Origin of the sequence: Streptomyces sp. NPDC096132 (genome assembly GCF_044763345.1) — a bacterium.
Lineage (GTDB): Bacteria > Actinomycetota > Actinomycetes > Streptomycetales > Streptomycetaceae > Streptomyces.
The window spans coordinates 89,964-110,582 of the sequence record NZ_JBIWGA010000014.1; the positions used below are offsets into that span (position 1 = coordinate 89,964).

Consider the following 20,619-nt stretch of genomic DNA (forward strand, 5'->3'; position numbering starts at 1 on the left):
GAGTCACCACCGTGACCGACGTAGACAACGGCGTCCTGCACACCCTGTTCCACTCGGAGCAGGGGGGTCACGAGCAAGTCGTGCTCTGCCAGGACCGCAAGAGCGGCCTCAAGGCCGTCATCGCCCTCCATTCCACCGCGCTGGGCCCCGCGCTCGGCGGGACCCGCTTCTACCCGTACGCGAACGAGGCGGAGGCCGTCGCCGACGCGCTGAACCTCGCGCGCGGAATGTCGTACAAGAACGCCATGGCCGGCCTGGACCACGGCGGCGGGAAGGCCGTGATCATCGGGGATCCCGATGTGATCAAGACCGAACAGCTGCTGCTCACCTACGGCCGTTTCGTGGCTTCGCTCGGCGGTCGGTACGTGACCGCCTGCGACGTCGGCACCTATGTCGCCGACATGGACGTCGTGGCTCGCGAGTGCCGCTGGACGACCGGCCGCTCCCCGGAGAACGGGGGCGCGGGCGACTCGTCCGTGCTGACCGCCTTCGGCGTCTACCAGGGCATGCGGGCCTCCGCCCAGCACCTGTGGGGCGACCCCTCGCTGCGCGGCCGCCGGGTCGGCGTCGCGGGCGTCGGCAAGGTCGGCCACCACCTCGTGGACCATCTGCGCGCCGAGGGCGCCGAGGTCGTCGTCACGGACGTGCGCGAGGACGCCGTACGCCGTGTCCTCGACCGGCATCCGCAGGGTGTGTCGGCCGTCGCGGACACCACGACGCTGATCCGGCTCGAGGGGCTCGACGTCTACGCTCCCTGTGCGCTCGGCGGGGCGCTCGACGACCACTCGGTGCCCGCGCTCACGGCGTCGGTCGTGTGCGGTGCGGCCAACAACCAGCTGGCCCACCCGGGTGTGGAGAAGGACCTCGCCGACCGCGGGATCCTCTACGCGCCCGACTACGTGGTGAACGCCGGCGGGGTCATCCAGGTCGCCGACGAGTTGCACGGGTTCGACTTCGACCGGTGCAAGGCGAAGGCGTCGAAGATCTTCGACACCACGCTCGCGATCTTCGCACGTGCGAAGGAGGACGGGATTCCGCCGGCCGCGGCGGCGGACCGGATCGCCGAGCAGCGGATGCACGAGGCGGCCCAGGCGCGCGGATGGTGAGCTTCCGGTAACGGGTCCGCCGCAGGCGCCCCGAGGGTTTGGTCGGTACCGCCGGGTGGAAAGTTAGAGAGAACTCTCACTCTTCCCGGCGGGTCGGCCGCCAATAAGTGGTTAAAATCGCCACTGACCAGCGAGGACGGGGCGTCTCACAGGTCCTGCGCACACGCGCGTGCTACGGGCGACGTACCGTACGGGCGTGGGCTCAGGTACCGTGGGAGCCCTACGGCGGGCTCTCCGAGGAGAGACCGTTCTGGATCATGAACGCGTGTCAACCTGGGGCCAGCGAGCCCCGTCGTTGAGGGGGTCGAGCCATGGGGCGCGGCCGGGCCAAGGCCAAGCAAGCGAAGGTCGCCCGCCAGCTGAAGTACAACAGCGGCGGGACGGATCTCTCACGCCTGGCCGAAGAGCTGGGCGCATCGCCATCGAACATGCCGCCGAATGGTGAACCGTTCGAGGACGATGACGATGAGCAAGACGACGACCCGTACGCACGGTACGCCGATCTGTACGGGGACGATGACGACGAGGACGACGACTCCTCGCACCAACAACACCGTCGCGGCGCTTGACCTTGCTTTGAGCACTCACCCGGTCGGTGACTTCGGTCACCGACCGGGTCTTGTGCTGTGCGCAGGGTGCGCGGTCGGCTGTCAGGCGTAGTCGCCCACCAGCTCCGCGCCGGTGGTGTGCTCGCCGCGCTCCGTGATCTCGCCGGCGACCCAGGCCTCGACGCCACGGTCGGCCAGCGTGGCCAGGGCGACGTCCGCCGACTCCTCGGGCACGATCGCGATCATGCCGACGCCCATGTTCAGCGTCTTCTCCAGCTCCAGGCGTTCGACCGAGCCGGTCCTGCCGACGAGGTCGAAGATCGGGGCCGGGGTCCAGGTGGAGCGGTCGACGATTGCGTGCAGTCCGTCGGGGATGACGCGGGCCAGGTTGGCCGCGAGTCCACCGCCGGTGACGTGCGAGAAGGCGTGCACGTCGGTGGTGCGGGTGAGGGCCAGGCAGTCCAGCGAGTAGATCTTGGTGGGCTCCAGGAGCTCCTCGCCGAGCGTGCGGCCGAGGTCGTCGATCCGTGCGTCGAGGGACAGGCCCGCCTGGTTCAGCAGGACGTGCCGGACCAGCGAGTACCCGTTCGAGTGAAGGCCGGAGGCCGCCATGGCGATCACCGCGTCACCCGTGCGGATACGATCCGCGCCGAGCAGCCGGTCGGCCTCCACGACGCCCGTGCCGGCGCCGGCCACGTCGAAGTCGTCCTCTCCGAGGAGGCCGGGGTGCTCGGCCGTCTCACCGCCGACCAGGGCGCAGCCGGCCAGCACACAACCCTCGGCGATGCCCTTGACGATGGCGGCGACGCGCTCGGGGTGGACCTTGCCGACGCAGATGTAGTCGGTCATGAACAGCGGCTCGGCACCGCACACCACGATGTCGTCCATGACCATGGCGACCAGGTCGTGGCCGATGGTGTCGTACACGCCCAGCTGACGGGCGATGTCGACCTTCGTGCCCACGCCGTCCGTGGCGGAGGCGAGCAGGGGACGCTCGTAGCGCTTGAGGGCGGAGGCGTCGAAGAGGCCGGCGAAGCCGCCGAGGCCGCCGAGGACCTCGGGGCGCTGCGTCTTCTTCACCCACTCCTTCATCAGCTCGACGGCGCGGTCGCCCGCTTCGATGTCGACGCCCGCGGCTGCGTAGCTGGCACCAGTTGTCTCAGACATGGCTAGTGAGAACCTTCGTGTCGTACGGCAGGCGTTTGAAAAAGCACAGCACGGGCCGTCTACGGACGGCGGATCGCGTCGGCGGCGGCCGTGGCGGCCGGGCCGGCGGCCAGCTCCGTCTCCAGCAGCTGCTTGCCGAGCAGCTCGGGGTCGGGGAGCTCCATCGGGTACTCGCCGTCGAAGCAGGCGCGGCAGAGGTTCGGCTTGGCGATGGTGGTCGCCTCGATCATGCCGTCGATGGAGATGTACGCCAGGGAGTCGGCGCCGAGCGAGGTGCCGATCTCGTCGATGGTCATGCCGTTGGCGATCAGCTCCGCGCGCGTGGCGAAGTCGATGCCGAAGAAGCAGGGCCACTTCACGGGCGGGGAGGAGATCCGGATGTGGACCTCGGCGGCTCCGGCCTCGCGGAGCATCCGCACCAGCGCCCGCTGGGTGTTGCCGCGGACGATCGAGTCGTCGACGACGACCAGACGCTTGCCCTTGATGACTTCCTTCAGCGGGTTCAGCTTGAGGCGGATGCCGAGCTGGCGAATGGTCTGCGAGGGCTGGATGAACGTACGGCCGACGTACGCGTTCTTCACGAGACCCGCGCCGAAGGGGATGCCCGAGGCCTCCGCGTAACCGATGGCGGCCGGGGTGCCGGACTCCGGGGTCGCTATCACCAGGTCGGCCTCGACGGGGGCTTCCTTGGCGAGCTTGCGGCCCATCTCCACGCGGGAGAGGTACACGTTCCGGCCGGCGATGTCGGTGTCGGGGCGGGCCAGGTACACGTACTCGAAGACACAGCCCTTGGGCTTCGCTTCCGCGAACCGGGACGTACGCAGACCGTTCTCGTCGATGGCCACGAACTCGCCGGGCTCGATCTCGCGGACGAAGCTGGCGCCGCAGATGTCGAGGGCGGCGGACTCGGAGGCGACGACCCAGCCGCGCTCCAGCCGGCCGAGGACCAGCGGGCGGATGCCCTGCGGGTCACGGGCCGCGTACAGGGTGTGCTCGTCCATGAAGACGAGCGAGAAGGCGCCCCGGACCTGCGGGAGGATCTGGTGGGCGGCCTGCTCGATGGTCAGCGGCTTGCCGTCCTCGTCGACCTGGGCCGCGAGGAGCGCGGTGAGCAGGTCGGTGTCGTTGGTCGCCGCGACGCGCGGGGTGCGGCCCTCCTGCTTGGGCAGGTTGGCGACCATCTCGGCGAGCTGGGCGGTGTTGACGAGATTGCCGTTGTGGCCGAGCGCGATCGAGCCGTGCGCGGTGGCGCGGAACGTCGGCTGGGCGTTCTCCCACACGGAGGCGCCGGTGGTCGAGTAGCGGGCGTGTCCGACCGCGATATGACCCTGGAGCGAACCGAGCGAGGTCTCGTCGAAGACTTGGGAGACGAGGCCCATGTCCTTGAAGACGAGGATCTGGGAGCCGTTGCTCACCGCGATACCCGCGGATTCCTGGCCCCGATGCTGGAGGGCGTAGAGCCCGAAGTATGTGAGCTTGGCGACCTCTTCACCGGGAGCCCAGACTCCGAAGACGCCGCAGGCGTCCTGGGGGCCCTTCTCACCGGGGAGCAGATCATGACTGAGTCGACCGTCACCACGTGGCACAACTCCGAGTGTAGGCGAGATCGACCACTGGTCCGAATTGGGGATACCTGCCAGTAACTGGATCTTCGTTGGGCCGACACAGTCAAGATCGACTTGTTTGCGCAGGTCAGAAGGTCTATACGTCCTCCCGGTGGCGATCCGGACCACCACCGGGACGGGCACGCGTGGTCGCGTTCCGTATGCACGAGTGAGGTGTCGCACACCATTCGGCGCGACACGGGTCAGGACATCAGCGGCAGGAGCGCTCCCAGGTCGGCCCGCTCACCGCTCGCGCTCACCCGCGCCGCCGCCACGGCCTCCGGCCATGTCAGCCGCCCGGTCGCCAGCCGGATCCAGGTCAGCGGGTCGGTCTCGACGACGTTGGGCGGGGTGCCACGGGTGTGCCGCGGGCCTTCGACGCACTGCACGACGGCGTACGGCGGGACGCGCACCTCCGTCGCGCCGCCGGGCGCCTTGACGGCCAGCGCGTCCGCCAGGAGCCGGGTGGCGGCGGCGAGGGCCTGCCGGTCGACGGGGACGGCGAGGCCGGGGACGGCGGCGTTGAGGTCGTCGGTGTGGACGACGAGCTCGACGGTCCGGGTGACGAGGTAGTCGGCGAGCGGCAGCGCACCGGCGTTGGTCTTCAGCAGCCGGGTCCCGGGGTGGGTGTCGAGCTGCTCGACGAGGTCCCGGGCGACGCCGGCGAGGTAGGCCTCGAGGTCCGTGTGCCGCTCGGCCAAGCCCCGGGTGAAGTCGTCGATGGCCGAGGAGCTGGCGGAGGTCGCGAACGGCCAGTCGAGGAGCGTGGCGTCCTGCTTCGGCGGCTCCGGCAGATCGAGGGAGCGCCCGATGGCCGTGACCGCCATCCCGATGTGCGCGACCAGCTCCCGTACGGTCCACTCCCCCAGCCGCGTCGGCAGCGCGAGCTGCTCGGGGGTGAGGCCGGCGACCGCCTCCCGGACGTTCTCCAGCTGGGCCAGCACCGCCGTGCGGGTCCTGGCGGGGTCGTACGTGCGTGCGCGCTTCTTGGCCGGTGACATGGGCGTGAGACTAGCTCCGGGGTAGGACAGCCGGGGCGCCGCCGGTCGTCCGGGGTGGGACGGTGGGGGCGCCGCTCGTCCGAGGCTCCGGTCGTCCGGGAGGGCGCGGCCGGGGCGCCGGTCGTCCCAGGCTCCGGTCGTCCGGGGTGGGACGGTGGGGGCGCCGCTCGTCCCAGGCTCCGGTCGTCCGGGAGGACACGGCCGGGGCGCCGGTCAGGGCATCGGTCGGGATGCCGGTCAGGGCGCGCCGGTCGGCGGGGTCACGCCGTTCTTGGGGTTACGCGGGGCGGGGACGGCGAAGGCCCCGACCGGCTCGGCGGGCGGGGCCTTCGTCGTCGTACGCGCGCGTGGTTACGCGAGGAGCGCCGGGATCGTCTCCTCGTGGGCCTTGCGCAGGTCCTCCAGGGAGAGCGCGAACTCGCCCTGGACGTCCACGGTGTCGCCGTCGACGACACCGATGCGGGTGACGGGGAGGCCCCGGGCGCCGCACATGTCGTTGAAGCGGACCTCCTCCGAGCGCGGGACGGCGACGACGGCGCGGCCGGCCGACTCGGAGAGGAGGAAGGTGAACGCGTCGAGCCCGTCCGGTACGACCAGACGCGCGCCCTTGCCGCCGAGCAGCGCCGACTCGACGACCGCCTGGATCAGACCGCCGTCGGACAGGTCGTGCGCGGAGTCGATCATGCCGTCGCGGGAGGCGGAGATCAGGATCTCGGCCAGCAGGCGCTCACGCTCCAGGTCGAGCTTCGGGGGCAGGCCGCCGAGGTGGTCGTGGACGACCTGCGACCAGGCCGAGCCGCCGAACTCCTCGCGGGTGTCGCCGAGGAGGTAGAGCAGCTGGCCCTCCTCCTGGAAGGCGACCGGGGTACGGCGGGCGACGTCGTCGATCACACCGAGGACGGCGACCACCGGGGTCGGGTGGATGGCGACCTCGCCGGTCTGGTTGTAGAGCGAGACGTTGCCGCCGGTCACCGGGGTGCCGAGCTGCTGGCAGGCGTCGGCGAGACCGCGGACGGCCTCCGCGAACTGCCACATGACGGCCGGGTCCTCGGGCGAGCCGAAGTTCAGGCAGTCGGAGACGGCGAGCGGCTTGGCGCCGGTCGTGGCGACGTTGCGGTACGCCTCGGCGAGCGCGAGCTGGGCGCCGTGGTACGGGTCGAGCTTGGCGTACCGGCCGTTGCCGTCGGTCGCGATGGCGACACCGAGGCCGGACTCCTCGTCGATCCGGATCATGCCGGAGTCCTCGGGCTGGGCGAGGACGGTGTTGCCCTGGACGAAGTGGTCGTACTGCGAGGTGATCCACTTCTTGGAGGCCTGGTTCGGCGAGGCCACCAGCTTCAGGACCTGGTCCTTCAGCTCCTCGCTCGTCCGCGGCCGGGGCAGCTTGTTCGCGTCGTCGGCCTGGAGGGCGTCCTGCCACTCGGGGCGGGCGTACGGGCGCTCGTAGACCGGGCCCTCGTGCGCGACCGTGCGCGGGTCGACGTCGACGATCTTGCCGCCGTGCCAGTAGATCTCCAGGCGGTCGCCGTCGGTCACCTCACCGATGACGGTGGCGATGACGTCCCACTTCTCGCAGATCTCGAGGAAGCGGTCGACCTTCCCCGGTTCGACGACCGCGCACATGCGTTCCTGCGACTCGCTCATGAGGATCTCCTCCGGCGAGAGCGTGGAGTCGCGCAGCGGGACGTCGTCCAGGATGACGCGCATGCCGCCGGAGCCGTTGGAGGCCAGCTCGGACGTGGCGCAGGACAGACCGGCGGCGCCGAGGTCCTGGATGCCGACGACCAGCTTCTCCTGGAATGCCTCCAGGGTGCACTCGATGAGGAGCTTCTCCTGGAAGGGGTCGCCGACCTGGACGGCGGGGCGCTTCGACGGCTTGGCGTCGTCGAAGGTCTCGGAGGCGAGGATCGACGCGCCGCCGATGCCGTCACCGCCGGTGCGGGCCCCGTAGAGGATGACCTTGTTGCCCGCGCCGGACGCCTTCGCGAGGTGGATGTCCTCGTGCCGCATGACGCCGATGGCACCGGCGTTGACCAGCGGGTTGCCCTGGTAGCAGGCGTCGAAGACGACCTCGCCGCCGATGTTCGGCAGGCCCAGGCAGTTGCCGTAGCCGCCGATGCCGGCGACGACACCGGGCAGGACGCGCTTGGTGTCGGGGTGGTCGGCCGCGCCGAAGCGCAGGGGGTCGACCACGGCGACCGGGCGGGCGCCCATCGCGATGATGTCGCGCACGATGCCGCCGACACCGGTGGCCGCGCCCTGGTAGGGCTCCACGTACGACGGGTGGTTGTGCGACTCGACCTTGAAGGTGACCGCGTAGCCCTGGCCGACGTCGACGACACCGGCGTTCTCACCGATGCCCACGAGCAGCGCGTCGGACTGCGGGGCCTTCTCGCCGAACTGGCGCAGGTGCACCTTCGACGACTTGTACGAGCAGTGCTCGGACCACATGACGGAGTACATGGCGAGCTCGGCGCCGGTCGGGCGGCGGCCGAGGATCTCCACCACCCGCTCGTACTCGTCCTTCTTCAGGCCGAGTTCGGCCCAGGGCAGCTCGACGTCGGGGGTCGCGGCCGCGTGCTCGACCGTGTCCAGAGGCGTCCGGCTCATACGTTGACCAGCTTCTTGAGGATCGAGGTGAAGAACGGGAGGCCGTCGGTGCGGCCCGACCCGATGAGGGGCTCGACGGCGTGCTCCGGGTGCGGCATGAGGCCTACGACGTTGCCGGCCTCGTTGGTGATGCCGGCGATGTCGCGCAGCGAACCGTTGGGGTTGAAGTCCAGGTAGCGGAACACCACCCGCCCCTCCGCCTCCAGCTTGTCGAGCGTGTACTCGTCGGCGACGTAACGGCCGTCCATGTTCTTCAGCGGGATGTGGATCTCCTGGCCGGACTCGTAGTCGACGGTCCAGGCGGTGTCCGCGTTCTCCACCCGCAGCTTCTGGTCGCGGCAGATGAAGTGGAGGTGGTCGTTGCCGAGCATCCCACCGGGGAGCAGATGGGCCTCGGTGAGGATCTGGAAGCCGTTGCAGATGCCGAGGACCGGGAGGCCGGCCTTCGCCTGCTCGATGACGGTCTCCATCACCGGCGAGAACCGGGAGATGGCTCCGGCGCGCAGATAGTCGCCGTAGGAGAAACCGCCGGGCAGAACGACCGCGTCGACCTGGTGGAGGTTCTTGTCCTTGTGCCAGAGAGCGACCGGTTCCGCGCCCGCGAGGCGGATCGCGCGCTGTGTGTCCCGGTCGTCGAGGCTGCCCGGGAAAGTGACGACGCCAATACGAGCGGTCACTTCGCGGCCTCCGCGACTTCCTCCACCTTGACGGTGAAGTCCTCGATCACGGTGTTGGCGAGGAAGGATTCCGCAAGATCGTGGATGCGGGCGAGGGCGGCCTCGTCGACCGGGCCCTCAACTTCCAGTTCGAATCGCTTTCCCTGACGTACGTCGGAGATCCCTTCGAAACCCAGACGCGGCAGTGCGCGCTGCACCGCCTGGCCCTGGGGGTCGAGGATCTCCGGCTTGAGCATGACGTCGACTACGACGCGTGCCACTGGCACTCCCGGTGGTGTGGTGCTGAGCAGGTTCCTGCAGGTGTCCCCGACAGGCACCTTCAGACTACCCGCACAAAATTTCTACGCGGGTAGAGTTGTAGGAATCTACGTGAGCGCCATCACGATCAGGTATCGGACCAGTGCCTTCACGAAAAGTTCAGGGAAAGATCCGGGGTGCCCGCGTGTTGCCTATTGCCCTGGGACACGCGGGGCGATTTAGTCGGGCTTCACATTCGATTGCCGGGCACTGTACAAATGAATTGGCAATAGCCGATACTTTGCCCCATAACTGGCGGACAGTCGACATCTCCGTGACGTCTTGGCACGTCATCGCAGAGCTGTCGCACGAAGGGACCGATATTCGTGGCGCAGAAGGTCGTGGTCACTCTCTTTGACGACATCGACGGCTCGGAAGCGGCGGAAACGATCGCCTTCGGACTCGACGGCAAGTCGTACGAGATCGACCTGAATGAAGCCAATGCCAAGAAACTGCGTAAGGCCCTCGAGCCCTACGTGGAGGCCGGCCGCAAGCGGTCGAAGTCGGGCAAGGCGTACAAGCAGACGGAGGTCGCGCCCGACCCGGCGGCCGTTCGCGCCTGGGCCCAGGCCAACAAGATGGAGGTGCCCGCGCGCGGGCGGATCCCCAAGAAGGTCTACGAGGCGTTCGCCGAGTCGCAGTGAGCCACTCGAAGTAGCGAAACCCCGGACACAGAGGGGCTTTTCATGCCACGCTGCACATGTCGGCGTGCGAGCCCCGAAGGCACAAGTCCAGCCCTGAGTTGGTGGACCCGGTTAGGACGGGCGGTGACCGCGCCAGACCGGCCGGGCTGCAATGCTCGGCTGCGGGGCATGGCCAACTGCCTCAGCCTTCCCTGGAAGGCTGGACGCGTCTGCGCTCGCGGAGACGCAAGCCTGGGCTCTGCTCGGGCACTTGGCTAGCAGAACATCCCCAGGGGTGCGGATCGGTCCGATCCGCACCCCGACTCACGCGACTTGGACGAGAACCCCGTCCATGGGCTAAAGTCTGAAGCACGCCGCAGGGCACACCACCTGCGGAAACACGCGGGTGTAGTTTAGTAGCAGAACAACCCCCTTCCAGGGGGAAGGCGCAGTGTGCGATTCCTGTCACCCGCTCTGCACCGCCGTCCCGACCACCGTTGTGGATCAGGTAGGCTGGTGCTCGCGCCGATCGGTGAGAGCCGGTCGGAGGCAATGCGGACGTAGCTCAGTTGGTAGAGCGCAACCTTGCCAAGGTTGAGGTCGCGAGTTCGAGCCTCGTCGTCCGCTCTGTATCAAGCCCCCCGGCTTCAACCGGGGGGCTTTTTCGTGCTCCTGACGGCTCCCCATCCGACATCCCCGTCTGACATTTGTCATGGGAAGTGATGACACCTCGCACTGCTGACGGCCTCCGTCCGCGGGGAAGCTTGGGGCATGGACGCGAATGAACACGTGATTGAGGTCACCGACCTCCGGCGTGTGTACGGGGGCGGGTTCGAGGCGGTCCGTGGAATCTCCTTCCACGTCGGCCGCGGAGAGATCTTCGCGCTGCTCGGTACCAACGGCGCCGGCAAGACATCGACCGTCGAACTGCTGGAGGGCCTCGCGCGCCCCGACGGCGGACGCATCCGCGTCCTCGGCCACGACCCGTACACCGAGCGGGCCGCCGTCCGGCCGCGCACGGGGGTGATGCTGCAGGAGGGCGGCTTCCCCTCCGAGCTGACCGTCGCGGAGACCGCGCGGATGTGGGGCGGCTGTGTGAGCGGCGCCCGGCCCGTCGGGGAGGCGCTGGCCCTGGTCGGGCTCGCCCGGCGGGCGGACGTACGGGTCAAGCAGCTGTCCGGGGGCGAGCGGCGCCGCCTCGACCTGGCGCTCGCCCTCCTCGGCGACCCCGAGGTGCTGTTCCTGGACGAGCCGACGACCGGCCTGGACGCCGAGGGCCGCCGCGCCACCTGGGACCTGGTCCGCGCCCTGCGCGACTCCGGTACGACGGTGCTGCTGACCACGCACTATCTGGAAGAGGCCGAACACCTCGCCGACCGGCTGGCCATCCTGCACGAGGGGCGTATCGCGACCGCCGGGACACCCGGCGAGGTGACCGCCGCCCAGCCGTCCCGGATCACCTTCGAGCTGCCCGAGGGGTACTTCGTCGGCGACCTGCCTCCCCTGGGCGAACTGGGCGTGTGCGGTCACGAGGTCGAGGGCCGTGTCGTCCGGCTGCGCACGCGGGAGTTGCAGCGGGCGGCCACCGGACTGCTGGTCTGGGCCGAAGGGGCCGGGGTCGAGCTGCGGGGGCTGGACGTGCGGTCGGCCTCGCTGGAGGAGGCGTTCCTGGGGATCGCCCGGGAGGCTTCGCAGAACACGGCGGTCGAGGGGGTCACGGCATGAGCGGGAACACGGTCAGAGGTGCGGCGACGACACCGGCGAGCCGTATGGCCGCCCTCGCGCGGGCCGAGTTGACCCTGCTGGGGCGCAGCAAGAGCATGATCCTCGCGGCGGTGCTGGTGCCGCTCGTGCTGCCGTTCAGCCTCACGCCGGTGGTCGACGACATGGGCGTGGAGGACGCCGGCCTCACCACCGGCCTGGTGCTGCTGCCCGCCGCGATCGGCTTCTCCCTGCTGTTCGGGGTGTACTCGGCGCTGGCGACCATCTACACCGCCCGGCGCGAGGAGCTGGTCCTGAAGCGGCTGCGCACCGGGGAGTTGCGGGGCGCCGAGATCCTGGGCGGCGCCGCGCTGCCGGTCCTGACGATGGGGCTGGTGCAGTCCCTGGTGCTGGTGATCGGCTCCACGGCCCTGCTGGACATACCCCTGCCCGAAGCACCCCATCTCGCCGTCCTGGCGCTGCTGTTGGGCCTGGTGATGTGCGCGGCGCTCGGGGCGGTCACCGCGGTCGTGACCCGGACCGTGGAGAACGCCCAGGTCACGACCCTGCCGATGGTGCTGGTCTCGATGATGGGCTCGGGGGTGACCGTCCCGCTGGAGCTGCTGCCCGACAAGGTGGCCTCGGTCTGCGAACTGCTGCCGCTGTCCCCGGTGATCACGCTGATCCGCGGCGGCTGGACCGGCGACCTCTCGGCCTCCGAGGCCCTGGGCGCGACGGCCACCGCGCTGGCCTGGACCGTGCTGGCGGTGTTTGCTGTACGGCGATGGTTCCGGTGGGAGCCCCGGCGCTGACCTGCCGGGGGGACGGGGGAGACACGGGGATGCGCAGGCCGGGAGGCTGGTGGCGGCGGAAGAGCACACCGGCGAAGGTCGAGACCTACACACGGTGGTCGTTCCACTTCTTCGCGCTGGCCGAGTTGACGGGGGTGGGGCTGCCGTTGACGGGGGCGGCGCTGGGGACCGGGGCGGGGCTGTGGCTGCCGCCGATGGTGCTCGTGCACTGCGCGCTGTGTGCCGTGACGGCGTCGCGGGCGCTGGACTGGACACGTGGGCGGCGTCCCCAGCCGGTCCGACTCATGTGGGCGCTCGCCGTCGCCACTGCGGCGGTCGCCGTCCTCGCGATCTGGATCGCGGAGCACGGCTCGGACCGCGAGGACGTGGACTCCGCCGCGGGCGCGGTGTTCGGGATCGCCCTGATCTTCGGGGCGGGCATCACCGCGCTCGGCATCCGCGAACGGCGCCGGGTGTTCGCCGTCGTCAACGGCTTCGCGGCGGGGGCCGGCGCCGTGGCGTTCCCCATCACCGGTGACGGCTTCGCCACGCTCGTCGCGATGGCGGCGGTGCTGATCGGCGGCTCGCTCCTCGCTTTCACCTCCGTCTTCTCCGTCTGGCTACTGAACGCCGTCTATGAGCTCGACGAGGCCCGTGAGACCCGGGCCCGGCTCGCCGTCGCCGAGGAGCGGCTGCGGTTCGGGCGGGACCTGCACGACGTGATGGGGCGCAACCTGGCGGTGATCGCCCTCAAGAGCGAACTGGCCGTCCAGTTGGCCCGGCGCGGGCGGCCGGAGGCCGTGGAGCAGATGATCGAGGTGCAGCGGCTCGCGCAGGAGTCGCAGCGGGAGGTGGGCGATGTCGTGCGGGGGTACCGGGAGGCCGACCTGGGGGTCGAACTCGCCGGTGCGCAAGGGGTGCTGACGGCAGCGGGGATAGCCTGCGAGGTCCGGGGGGAGACCGACGGGCTGCCCTCCGAGGTGCAGTCGGCGCTCGGCTGGGTGGTGCGCGAGGCGACGACGAACGTGCTGCGGCACGGTGACGCCGGGCGGTGTTCGGTGGGGCTGCGGGTGACGGAGGGGCGGGTGGTGCTGACCGTGGAGAACGACGGGGCCGTGGCCGAGGGGGGCGGTGGCGGCGGGTCCGGGCTCGCGGGCCTGAGGGAGCGGTTGCGGCAGGTCGACGGGACGCTGCGGGCCGGGTTCGCGGGGGCGGGTGTGTTCCGGGTGGTGGCGGAGGTGCCGCTGGGCGGGGAGGGCCCGGGGAGCGAGGCCGGGGTGCCGTTGGGCGGGACGGGCACGGTGAACGCCGAAGTGCCATCGAAGGGGACGAGTGCTGTGAGTGAGGTCACGTCATGACGGTGCGGGTGTTGCTCGCCGACGACGAGCACCTCATCCGGGGCGCGCTGGCCGCGCTGCTCTCCCTGGAGGACGATCTGGTGATCGTCGCCGAGGCGGCCACCGGGCCGGAGGCGCTGGCGATGGCACTGGCGCACGAACCGGATGTGGCCGTGCTGGATCTCCAGATGCCGGGCGCGGACGGTGTGAAGGTCGCCACATCCCTGCGGGCGGAGCTGCCGGGCTGCCGGGTGCTGATCGTCACCAGTCATGGCCGGCCGGGGCATCTGAAGCGGGCGCTTGCGGCGGGTGTGCGCGGGTTCGTCCCGAAGACGGTGAGCGCACAGCGGCTCGCGGAGATCATCCGTACCGTGCACTCCGGAAACCGTTACATCGATCCGGAGTTGGCGGCCGACGCGATCGCCGCCGGGGACTCGCCGCTGACCTCGCGCGAGGCCGAGGTGCTCGAACTGGCCGCCGACGGGGCACCCGTCACGGAGATCGCCGAGCGGGCCGCGCTGTCGCCGGGGACGGTGCGGAACTACCTGTCGTCGGCCCTCTCCAAGCTGGGGGCGGAAAACCGTCACGCGGCGGTGCGTCTCGCACGCGAGCGGGGTTGGGTATAGTTGGCCTCGCGCCACGGCGCACTGCGGACGTAGCTCAGTTGGTAGAGCGCAACCTTGCCAAGGTTGAGGTCGCGAGTTCGAGCCTCGTCGTCCGCTCCAGTGAAACCCCGGTCCGGTGGACCGGGGTTTTCTCGTGCCCCCGGCTTCTCGTGCCCCCGGTTTCCCGGGGGCACGGGCGTGCTACGACCAGCGGGTGCCGGTCAGGCGTTCGTACGCCTCGATGTACTTGGTGCGGGTCGCGTCGACGATCCGCTGGGGCAGCTGCGGCGGGGGCTGCTCGCTCTTGCGGTCCCAGCCGGACTCGGGCGAGGTGAGCCAGTCGCGGACGAACTGCTTGTCGTACGACGGCTGGGCGCGGCCCGGCTGCCACTGGTCGGCCGGCCAGAAGCGGGAGGAGTCCGGGGTGAGGACCTCGTCGGCGACGACGAGGGTGTCGCCGTCGAAGCCGAACTCGAACTTGGTGTCCGCGAGGAGGATGCCGCGGTCGCGGGCGATGTCGCGGGCGCGGCCGTAGATGGCGAGGGTGGCCTGGCGGAGCTGGGCGGCGGTGTCGGCGCCGACCTGGCGGGCGACCTCCTCGTAGGAGACGTTCTCGTCGTGCTCGCCGACGGCGGCCTTGGTCGCCGGGGTGAAGATCGGGGCGGGGAGTTCGCTGCCGTCGACCAGGCCCTCGGGCAGGGCGAGGCCGCAGACCGTGCGGGACTCGTTGTACTCGACGAGTCCGGAGCCGGTGAGATAGCCGCGGGCCACGCACTCGACCGGGACCATCTGCAGGGACTTGCAGATCAGGGTGCGGCCGGCCCAGTCGGCGGGGGCGCCGGGGGGCAGTTCCGTGCTGAGGACGTGGTTGGGGATCAGGTCGGCGAGCTGGTCGAACCACCACAGGGAGAGCTGGGTGAGGACCCGGCCCTTGTCGGGGATCTCGGTCGGCAGCACCCAGTCGAAGGCGGACGTACGGTCGCTGGCGACCATCACGAGGTCGCCCGCCTCGTTCTGGTACAGCTCGCGCACCTTGCCGGTGTGCAGATGCACCAGGCCCGGCACCTGGAGGGGCTCGGGCTTTTCTACGAATCCGGACACGGTTCCTCCCCGTGGTTCTGTCCTAGGGCTTGATTGTCCCGTACATCGGGATTGATCAAGGACAGAGGGTCGGCCGGGCCCGCCTTGTGGCTCAGTCGCGCTTGCAGATGCGGTCGAGGAGGTTGGCGGTGGCGCGCTGGACGCGGGGGTCGACGTGGCCGGGGCGGTCCAGGGCGGGGGACCAGGCGAAGGTGCCGGAGGCGAAGACCAGCGCGCCGGAGGGGGCGCGGTAGAGGGAGGTCTCCTGGTGGCGCTGGGCGCCCTCGCTGTCGGTGTAGGGGGAGTGGGCGAGGAGAATGCGCTCCTCGTGGGCCGGGAGCGGCGTGCGCGGGAAGTAGCGGTCGGCCTCGCCGGCGACCAGGCCCTCGATGCCCTCGCCCTCCTGGGCTCCGGTGGCCTCCCACAGCCAGTGGCCCGCGTTGCGGACGATCAGCGGATGCGGTTCGGGGACGCGGCCCGCGTACTGGATGCCGACCAGTTGCTGCTCGGCGCGGTCGATCTCCCGCCAGAGCAGGGACTTGCCGGGGCCCCTGCGTTTTCTGCAGGAGAGCAGCCGGCCGGGGACTCCGGACGGGGACGGGCCCAGCTCCACCTGCCAGTACAGGGTGTTGGCGGAGAGGAAGACGAGGGAGGTGCCGCTCTCGCGGGCGAGTTCGACCGTGCGGCGCATGTTCGCCGACCAGTACTCGTCGTGGCCGGGGAAGACCAGGCCGCGGTAGCGGGTGGGGTCGACCCTGCCGGCGTGCAGATCGCTGGCGTCGGCGTAGGCGAGGTCGTAGCCGTAGCGCTCGGCCCAGCGGATGAAGTCGTAGGCGTGCCCGACGTGGAGGGGGAGGCCCGCGCCGGCGTACGGGCGGTCGAAGGAGACCGTGGTCGCGGCGTCGGCCTCGCCGAGGAGGCGGCCCTTCTCGTCCCAGGCGTGGTAGAAGCTGGCGCCGGTGCGGCCGTCCTCGGGGTAGAGGTTGTATGCCTGCCAGGTGACGTCGGGCAGGACCAGCAGCAGGTCGGCGGGGTGCTGGTCGCGGACCGTGAAGGGGATGTGGGAGCGGTAGCCGTCGGCGGTGGTGAGGACGGCGACGTACGCGCCCGTCTTCCAGTAGGACGGGACCTGCATGCGCCAGGAGAGCCACCAGTGGTGGCAGGAGACCGTGCGGTCGGCGGTCAGGGGCGGCGGCTGGACGATGCCGGAGAGCCGGGGGCTGGTGGTGATCTTGGCGGCGCCGTCGCCTTTGTAGTGGCCGATGCGGTAGATGTCGACGCTGAACTCCTGGGGCGGGTCGACCGTGATGTGGAAGTCGACGGCCCCGCCGGGGGCGACCGCGCCGGTGGAGGTGAAGCCCTTGATCTGGCGGCGGACGTCGTCGGCGGAGCGGGGTACGCCGGACGCGCGCGTCGCGGAGCGGGGGCCGGGGACCCTGGGGGTTCCCTCCTTCGGTGTGGTGGCCGGGTCGACGTACCAGGGGACGACCTGGCCGGTGTCGCCGAAGTACGTCTCGCCGCCGCGCAGCCAGGGGACGGGGCCCTGGCCGAAGGGATCCGTCACGGCGTGGGCCAGTGCTCCCGACTCCCATCGGCGAATGTGCTCCGGTCCCGGTGCCATGGCGCTCCCCTCCCTGGTGCCCCCGTGATCGTCCGGCGGTGCGGTCTCGACGCGGTCGCGGCGCCCGCTGGGCGGACGCGGTCGTGCTCTGCCCGGTGCTTGTCTGCTTGTCCTATGTCGCACGCCCATGCCAAAGGCGCGATCGGTCCCAGCACATCACATAACGCGCGCAGACAGTCACTATTCGTTGCGAATTGGCCGAAAGTGGAACCAGGGGGTCCGTTCCAGGCGGATCGAATCGGCCCAGGGGCGGCCGGTCGGGTGGAGGTGGGACCGAGGGCGGACGCCTGGCGGCGAGGGTCGGTTCAGCCGAGTCGTACCGGCTTCTCCGGGCGTATGCCCAGCTCCACCAGCCAGGCGCGCAAGGGGCCCGGGTCGCCGTCCTCGACGAGGCTGAGGACACGGGGTGCGAGGTCGGCCACCCGCTCTCCGTGGACGAGGAGGGTGGGGCCGTCGAGCCAATCGAGGCCGGGGGCCGCTCCGACGGTGTCCATAGCGGCGCAGCAGACCATCGCGGTGACGTGATCGGTGAGCAGCTCGCGGTCGGTGCGCGGGGGCTGGAGCGGGAAGAGCGGGAGCGCGCCGTCCTCCCAGAGGGGGCCGTCGGGGCCGCCCTGTCCGCCACTGGGCGCGGGAGGCGTCGCCGCCACCGCCTCCTCCCGCGCCACCTCCGTACCGAGCTGTGCGGCGAGGGCCTTGCTGCGGGGGTTGGGGGCGGGGAGCCCGTCCTCGTCGTCGTCCTCGGGGTGCGCGTGGGGCGATGCGGGGTGCCCGTGGGGTGCGGGAGGAGTGTCCGTCGGGCCGGGCTCGTCCGACGGGGGCGCCGTGGCCGTCGGGGGCGTGGTGGTCGCCAGGGGCATCCCGGCTGCCTGGGCGGATCCGTCTGCCAGGTGGTCCAGTACGCGGGCCAGGGTGGGGCCGACCGGGTGGTGGGCGGGGTCGGGGGTGGGGCGGGTGCCCAGGGAGTCCAGGACGCGGTGGAGACGGGCCGCGTCGGTGCGCCATTTGCGGTCCACGACCTCGTCCGGGTACTCCTGCCAGTCGACCGGGGACCAGTCCGGGCCGGTCTCCGCGGGGCCGCCGTGGAAGAGGCGGGCGGCGAGCAGGGAGGCGGCCTCGTCGATGGCGCCGGGCTCTTCCAGCAGGTCACAGGCGGGACGCTCACCGAGCCGGGAGGCGAAGCCCTCGGCCAGGCGGTCCCGGCGGGACAGCTCCGTCAGTGCGGCCACGACGCCCGCGTCCAGCCGGGAGGGCCAGCGGCCCATCCGCCAGGCCGGCAGCGCGACCCGGGTCAGCAGCCGGTCCCAGCCCGCGTACGCGAGGCCCACCTGCTCCTGGGCGACGATACGCAGTCCGTAGTCCACAGCCTGTGCACGCTCGGCGGCCGCCGCGGCCACGCCGCGCTCCATCTCCGCGGCATGCACCTGGCAGCTGCGCAGCATCAGCCGCGTGACCCAGCCGATGCCCGCGCAGACCAGGCGGACGCCGGGACAGCGCCCGCGGTCGGCGGAGACGGCCACCGCGGCGTCCAGTCCCCGCACGAAACGCCGGGCCGCCGCTATGTCGGGGTGTGCCGAAGGGCCCGTACCGGCGACGACCGGGGCGAGGACGGCGCGCAGCTCGCCGACGCGCATCCACCACAGGAACGGGGAGCCGATGACGAGAACGGGCGCGGTCGCCGTACGGCGGTGCAGGTGCCGGCCGGAGCCCGCGCCGGCTATCTCGTCCCCCGCCCGGGGCGCGGGCGGACCGTGGGCCGGGTGGGTGCGGTCCTCCAGCCAGCTGTCGCAGTCCGGGGTGAGCGCTATGGCGGAGGGCGCGGGGACGTCGAGGCGGTCGGCGAGGTCGCGCACCAGCCGGTACAGGTCGGGCGCCGCCTCCTCGGCGATGGCGACCGTGGGGCTGACGGCGGGGCGGGCGCGGGCGACGACCAGGCCGACGACACCGGCGGCGAGCAGCACGACGAGCGCGACCACCGAGACCACCCAGCGGGCGGTGTCCCAGCCCGGGCCCACGAAGTGCCCGGTGGAGCCGCCGACGAGCAGGATCACGGCGGCGGCCGCCGGCAGCAGCGCGACGGCGAGGGCCCGGCTGCGGATGCGCAGCACGGCCAGGGCCCGGCCCCGCGCGGACTGCGCGCCCGCCTCCACACCCATACCGGTCACGACCGGGACTCACCCCCTCACCGTCTCGTGGTCCTCGCCTGCCTGCTCTTGCTCACTCCCCCACTGTGGCACCCGCCACTGACATCGCAATGCCGGTGGGCCAAGTGCCGGAACGCTTGCGCCGCACCCTAGTTGGCACTCCGGCCCACGTCAGCCGGATAGCTCAGCGCTCACTCGATGGAATGGCTTTGGGGAAAGGTGGAGGACGGTGGGCAACGATCAGGCCCCGGGTTCCTGAGGAGCCCACTGGGGACTCCCGCGGGGCCCGGGGCCTGGGGGAAGCTGCCTGTTCGCAGGGGTGCTGCGCAGGGTTGTGCGGGGGTACTGCGCAGGGTGCTTACGGGTCGTTACGCGCCCGCTGCCGCCTTGGCGGCGATGTCCGTACGGTGCTGGGAACCGTCGAGACCGATGCGCGCGACGGCCTCGTACGCCCGGTCGCGGGCCTGGGTGAGGTCGGTGCCGGTCGCGGTGACGGACAGGACACGGCCGCCCGCGCTGACGACCGTCCCGCCGTCCTGCTTGGTCCCGGCGTGCAGGACGTACGCGTGCGGGGCGTCCTCGGCGGCCACCTCGTCGAGCCCGGTGATCGGGTCGCCGGTGCGCGGGGTGTCGGGGTAGTTGTGCGAGGCGATGACGACGGTGACGGCCGCGTCGTCGCTCCAGCGCAGGGGCTCCAGGTCGGCCAGAGTGCCCGTCGCGGCCGCGCGCAGGACGCCGGCCAGCGGGGTCTTCAGGCGGGCCAGGACGACCTGCGTCTCCGGGTCGCCGAAGCGGGCGTTGAACTCGATGACCCGGACCCCGCGGGAGGTGATCGCGAGGCCGGCGTAGAGCAGTCCGGAGAACGGGGTGCCGCGGCGGCGCATCTCGTCGACGGTCGGCTGCAGGACGGTCTGCAGGACCTCCTCGACCAGCTTCGGGTCGGCCCACGGCAGCGGCGAGTACGCGCCCATGCCGCCGGTGTTCGGGCCCTCGTCGCCGTCGAGCGCGCGCTTGAAGTCCTGGGCGGGCTGGAGCGGGACGACCGTCTCGCCGTCGGTGATCGCGAAGAGGGAGACCTCCGGGCCGTCGAGGAACTCCTCGATGACCACGCGTTCGCAGGCAGCGGCGTGTGCCGTGGCCGCCTCGAGGTCGGCGGTCACGACGACGCCCTTGCCGGCGGCGAGACCGTCGTCCTTGACGACGTACGGCGCGCCGAAGGCGTCGAGGGCCTCGGCGACCTCCTCGGCGGTCGTGCAGACGTACGAGCGGGCGGTCGGGACGCCGGCCCCGGCCATGACCTCCTTGGCGAAGGCCTTCGACCCCTCCAGCTGCGCGGCCTCCCCGGACGGCCCGAAGACCGGGATGCCGGCCTCGCGCACGGCATCGGCGACCCCGGCGACCAGCGGCGCCTCCGGGCCTACGACGACCAGCTCGGCGCCGAGCTCCAGCGCCAGCGCGGACACGGCCTTGCCGTCCAGGGCGTCGACCTGGTGCAGCTCGGCGACCTCGGCGATGCCGGCGTTGCCGGGAGCGCAGTGCAGCGCGGTGACGGCGGGGTCGAGGGACAGTGAGCGGCACAGGGCGTGTTCGCGGGCGCCGCTGCCGATGACGAGGACGTTCACGGGGGTCAGCCTAACGGTGTCCTTGTGCGGGCCGCTGAGGGCCGGGGGGGTTGGGTGTTCGTAGGTTCCTCTGAAGTGGGACCGT

Annotated in this window: 17 protein-coding genes and 3 tRNA genes; 10 read left to right on the forward strand and 10 right to left on the reverse strand. The window is 71.2% G+C overall.

What is annotated here, in order from left to right; genetic code table 11:
- Positions 1-11: 11 nt before the first annotated feature.
- A complete protein-coding gene (locus ACIRF9_RS30230) occupies positions 12-1,106 on the forward strand; it encodes a Leu/Phe/Val dehydrogenase (protein WP_403828435.1) in 1,095 nt (364 codons plus the stop codon).
- Between the two features lie 311 nt (positions 1,107-1,417).
- Positions 1,418-1,675 carry a DUF3073 domain-containing protein gene (locus ACIRF9_RS30235; RefSeq protein ID WP_403828437.1) on the forward strand — a complete coding sequence of 86 codons (258 nt, stop codon included), beginning with the start codon at positions 1,418-1,420 and terminating at the stop codon, positions 1,673-1,675.
- An 81-nt stretch (positions 1,676-1,756) separates the two neighbouring features.
- Here ACIRF9_RS30235 and purM read toward each other — a convergent pair whose 3' ends face one another.
- The 6 genes from purM to purS form a co-directional block, all read right to left on the reverse strand.
- A complete protein-coding gene (purM, locus tag ACIRF9_RS30240) occupies positions 1,757-2,821 on the reverse strand; it encodes a phosphoribosylformylglycinamidine cyclo-ligase (RefSeq protein ID WP_403828439.1) in 1,065 nt (354 codons plus the stop codon).
- A gap of 59 nt (positions 2,822-2,880) precedes the next feature.
- Positions 2,881-4,407: an amidophosphoribosyltransferase gene (gene purF, locus ACIRF9_RS30245; protein ID WP_403828441.1), complete on the reverse strand. Its 1,527-nt coding sequence runs from the start codon at positions 4,405-4,407 to the stop codon at positions 2,881-2,883.
- A gap of 221 nt (positions 4,408-4,628) precedes the next feature.
- Complete coding sequence (locus ACIRF9_RS30250; RefSeq protein ID WP_403828443.1) at positions 4,629-5,426, reverse strand: sterol carrier family protein; 798 nt, start codon at positions 5,424-5,426, stop codon at positions 4,629-4,631.
- Positions 5,427-5,777: 351 nt separating this feature from the next.
- A complete protein-coding gene (gene purL, locus ACIRF9_RS30255; protein ID WP_403828445.1) occupies positions 5,778-8,036 on the reverse strand; it encodes a phosphoribosylformylglycinamidine synthase subunit PurL in 2,259 nt (752 codons plus the stop codon).
- Entirely contained in the window at positions 8,033-8,713 is a 681-nt protein-coding gene (purQ, locus tag ACIRF9_RS30260; RefSeq protein ID WP_403828447.1) for a phosphoribosylformylglycinamidine synthase subunit PurQ, read from the reverse strand. Before purQ ends, purL begins: the two co-directional genes overlap by 4 nt.
- Positions 8,710-8,973, reverse strand: coding sequence for a phosphoribosylformylglycinamidine synthase subunit PurS (purS, locus tag ACIRF9_RS30265; RefSeq protein WP_103783996.1), 264 nt, complete (start codon positions 8,971-8,973; stop codon positions 8,710-8,712). The genes purQ and purS overlap by 4 nt, the downstream gene beginning before the upstream one ends.
- A 363-nt stretch (positions 8,974-9,336) precedes the next feature.
- Between purS and ACIRF9_RS30270 the strand changes: the two genes are divergently transcribed.
- The 8 genes from ACIRF9_RS30270 to ACIRF9_RS30305 all read left to right on the forward strand — a co-directional run bounded on the left by ACIRF9_RS30270 (position 9,337) and on the right by ACIRF9_RS30305 (position 14,187).
- Positions 9,337-9,654 (forward strand): Lsr2 family protein, encoded by a 318-nt coding sequence (locus ACIRF9_RS30270; protein WP_403828449.1) that lies wholly within the window; start codon positions 9,337-9,339, stop codon positions 9,652-9,654.
- A gap of 381 nt (positions 9,655-10,035) precedes the next feature.
- Positions 10,036-10,107, forward strand: a tRNA-Gly gene (locus tag ACIRF9_RS30275).
- Positions 10,108-10,187: 80 nt separating this feature from the next.
- Positions 10,188-10,260, forward strand: a tRNA-Gly gene (locus tag ACIRF9_RS30280).
- A 144-nt stretch (positions 10,261-10,404) separates the two neighbouring features.
- Positions 10,405-11,358, forward strand: coding sequence for an ABC transporter ATP-binding protein (locus ACIRF9_RS30285; protein ID WP_403828451.1), 954 nt, complete (start codon positions 10,405-10,407; stop codon positions 11,356-11,358).
- Positions 11,355-12,146, forward strand: coding sequence for an ABC transporter permease (locus tag ACIRF9_RS30290; protein WP_403828453.1), 792 nt, complete (start codon positions 11,355-11,357; stop codon positions 12,144-12,146). The genes ACIRF9_RS30285 and ACIRF9_RS30290 overlap by 4 nt, the downstream gene beginning before the upstream one ends.
- Positions 12,147-12,175: 29 nt before the next feature.
- Positions 12,176-13,483, forward strand: a complete 1,308-nt coding sequence (locus ACIRF9_RS30295) for a sensor histidine kinase (RefSeq protein WP_403828455.1) — start codon at positions 12,176-12,178, stop codon at positions 13,481-13,483.
- Entirely contained in the window at positions 13,480-14,088 is a 609-nt protein-coding gene (locus ACIRF9_RS30300; protein ID WP_403828457.1) for a response regulator, read from the forward strand. Before ACIRF9_RS30295 ends, ACIRF9_RS30300 begins: the two co-directional genes overlap by 4 nt.
- 23 nt (positions 14,089-14,111) lie before the next feature.
- Positions 14,112-14,187: transfer RNA gene (locus tag ACIRF9_RS30305), tRNA-Gly, on the forward strand.
- An 81-nt stretch (positions 14,188-14,268) separates the two neighbouring features.
- On the opposite strand, the gene ACIRF9_RS30310 is transcribed toward ACIRF9_RS30305, so the two are convergent.
- The 4 genes from ACIRF9_RS30310 to purD form a co-directional block, all read right to left on the reverse strand.
- Positions 14,269-15,168: a phosphoribosylaminoimidazolesuccinocarboxamide synthase gene (locus tag ACIRF9_RS30310; protein ID WP_403828459.1), complete on the reverse strand. Its 900-nt coding sequence runs from the start codon at positions 15,166-15,168 to the stop codon at positions 14,269-14,271.
- 91 nt (positions 15,169-15,259) lie between these two features.
- Positions 15,260-16,768: a N,N-dimethylformamidase beta subunit family domain-containing protein gene (locus tag ACIRF9_RS30315; RefSeq protein WP_403828461.1), complete on the reverse strand. Its 1,509-nt coding sequence runs from the start codon at positions 16,766-16,768 to the stop codon at positions 15,260-15,262.
- A gap of 305 nt (positions 16,769-17,073) precedes the next feature.
- Entirely contained in the window at positions 17,074-18,924 is a 1,851-nt protein-coding gene (locus ACIRF9_RS30320; protein ID WP_403828774.1) for a hypothetical protein, read from the reverse strand.
- A gap of 356 nt (positions 18,925-19,280) precedes the next feature.
- Positions 19,281-20,534, reverse strand: a complete 1,254-nt coding sequence (gene purD / locus ACIRF9_RS30325) for a phosphoribosylamine--glycine ligase (protein WP_403828463.1) — start codon at positions 20,532-20,534, stop codon at positions 19,281-19,283.
- Between the last annotated feature and the right edge of the window lie 85 nt (positions 20,535-20,619).

Coding starts and splice junctions, on each gene's coding strand:
- ACIRF9_RS30235 (WP_403828437.1), top strand. CDS start 1,418: ATGGGGCGCGGCCGGGCCAAGGCCAAGCAAGCGAAGGTCGCCCGCCAG.
- purM (WP_403828439.1), bottom strand. CDS start 2,821: ATGTCTGAGACAACTGGTGCCAGCTACGCAGCCGCGGGCGTCGACATC.
- ACIRF9_RS30250 (WP_403828443.1), bottom strand. CDS start 5,426: ATGTCACCGGCCAAGAAGCGCGCACGCACGTACGACCCCGCCAGGACC.
- purL (WP_403828445.1), bottom strand. CDS start 8,036: ATGAGCCGGACGCCTCTGGACACGGTCGAGCACGCGGCCGCGACCCCC.
- ACIRF9_RS30285 (WP_403828451.1), top strand. CDS start 10,405: ATGGACGCGAATGAACACGTGATTGAGGTCACCGACCTCCGGCGTGTG.
- ACIRF9_RS30290 (WP_403828453.1), top strand. CDS start 11,355: ATGAGCGGGAACACGGTCAGAGGTGCGGCGACGACACCGGCGAGCCGT.
- ACIRF9_RS30295 (WP_403828455.1), top strand. CDS start 12,176: ATGCGCAGGCCGGGAGGCTGGTGGCGGCGGAAGAGCACACCGGCGAAG.
- ACIRF9_RS30300 (WP_403828457.1), top strand. CDS start 13,480: ATGACGGTGCGGGTGTTGCTCGCCGACGACGAGCACCTCATCCGGGGC.
- ACIRF9_RS30315 (WP_403828461.1), bottom strand. CDS start 16,768: ATGGCACCGGGACCGGAGCACATTCGCCGATGGGAGTCGGGAGCACTG.
- ACIRF9_RS30320 (WP_403828774.1), bottom strand. CDS start 18,924: ATGGGTGTGGAGGCGGGCGCGCAGTCCGCGCGGGGCCGGGCCCTGGCC.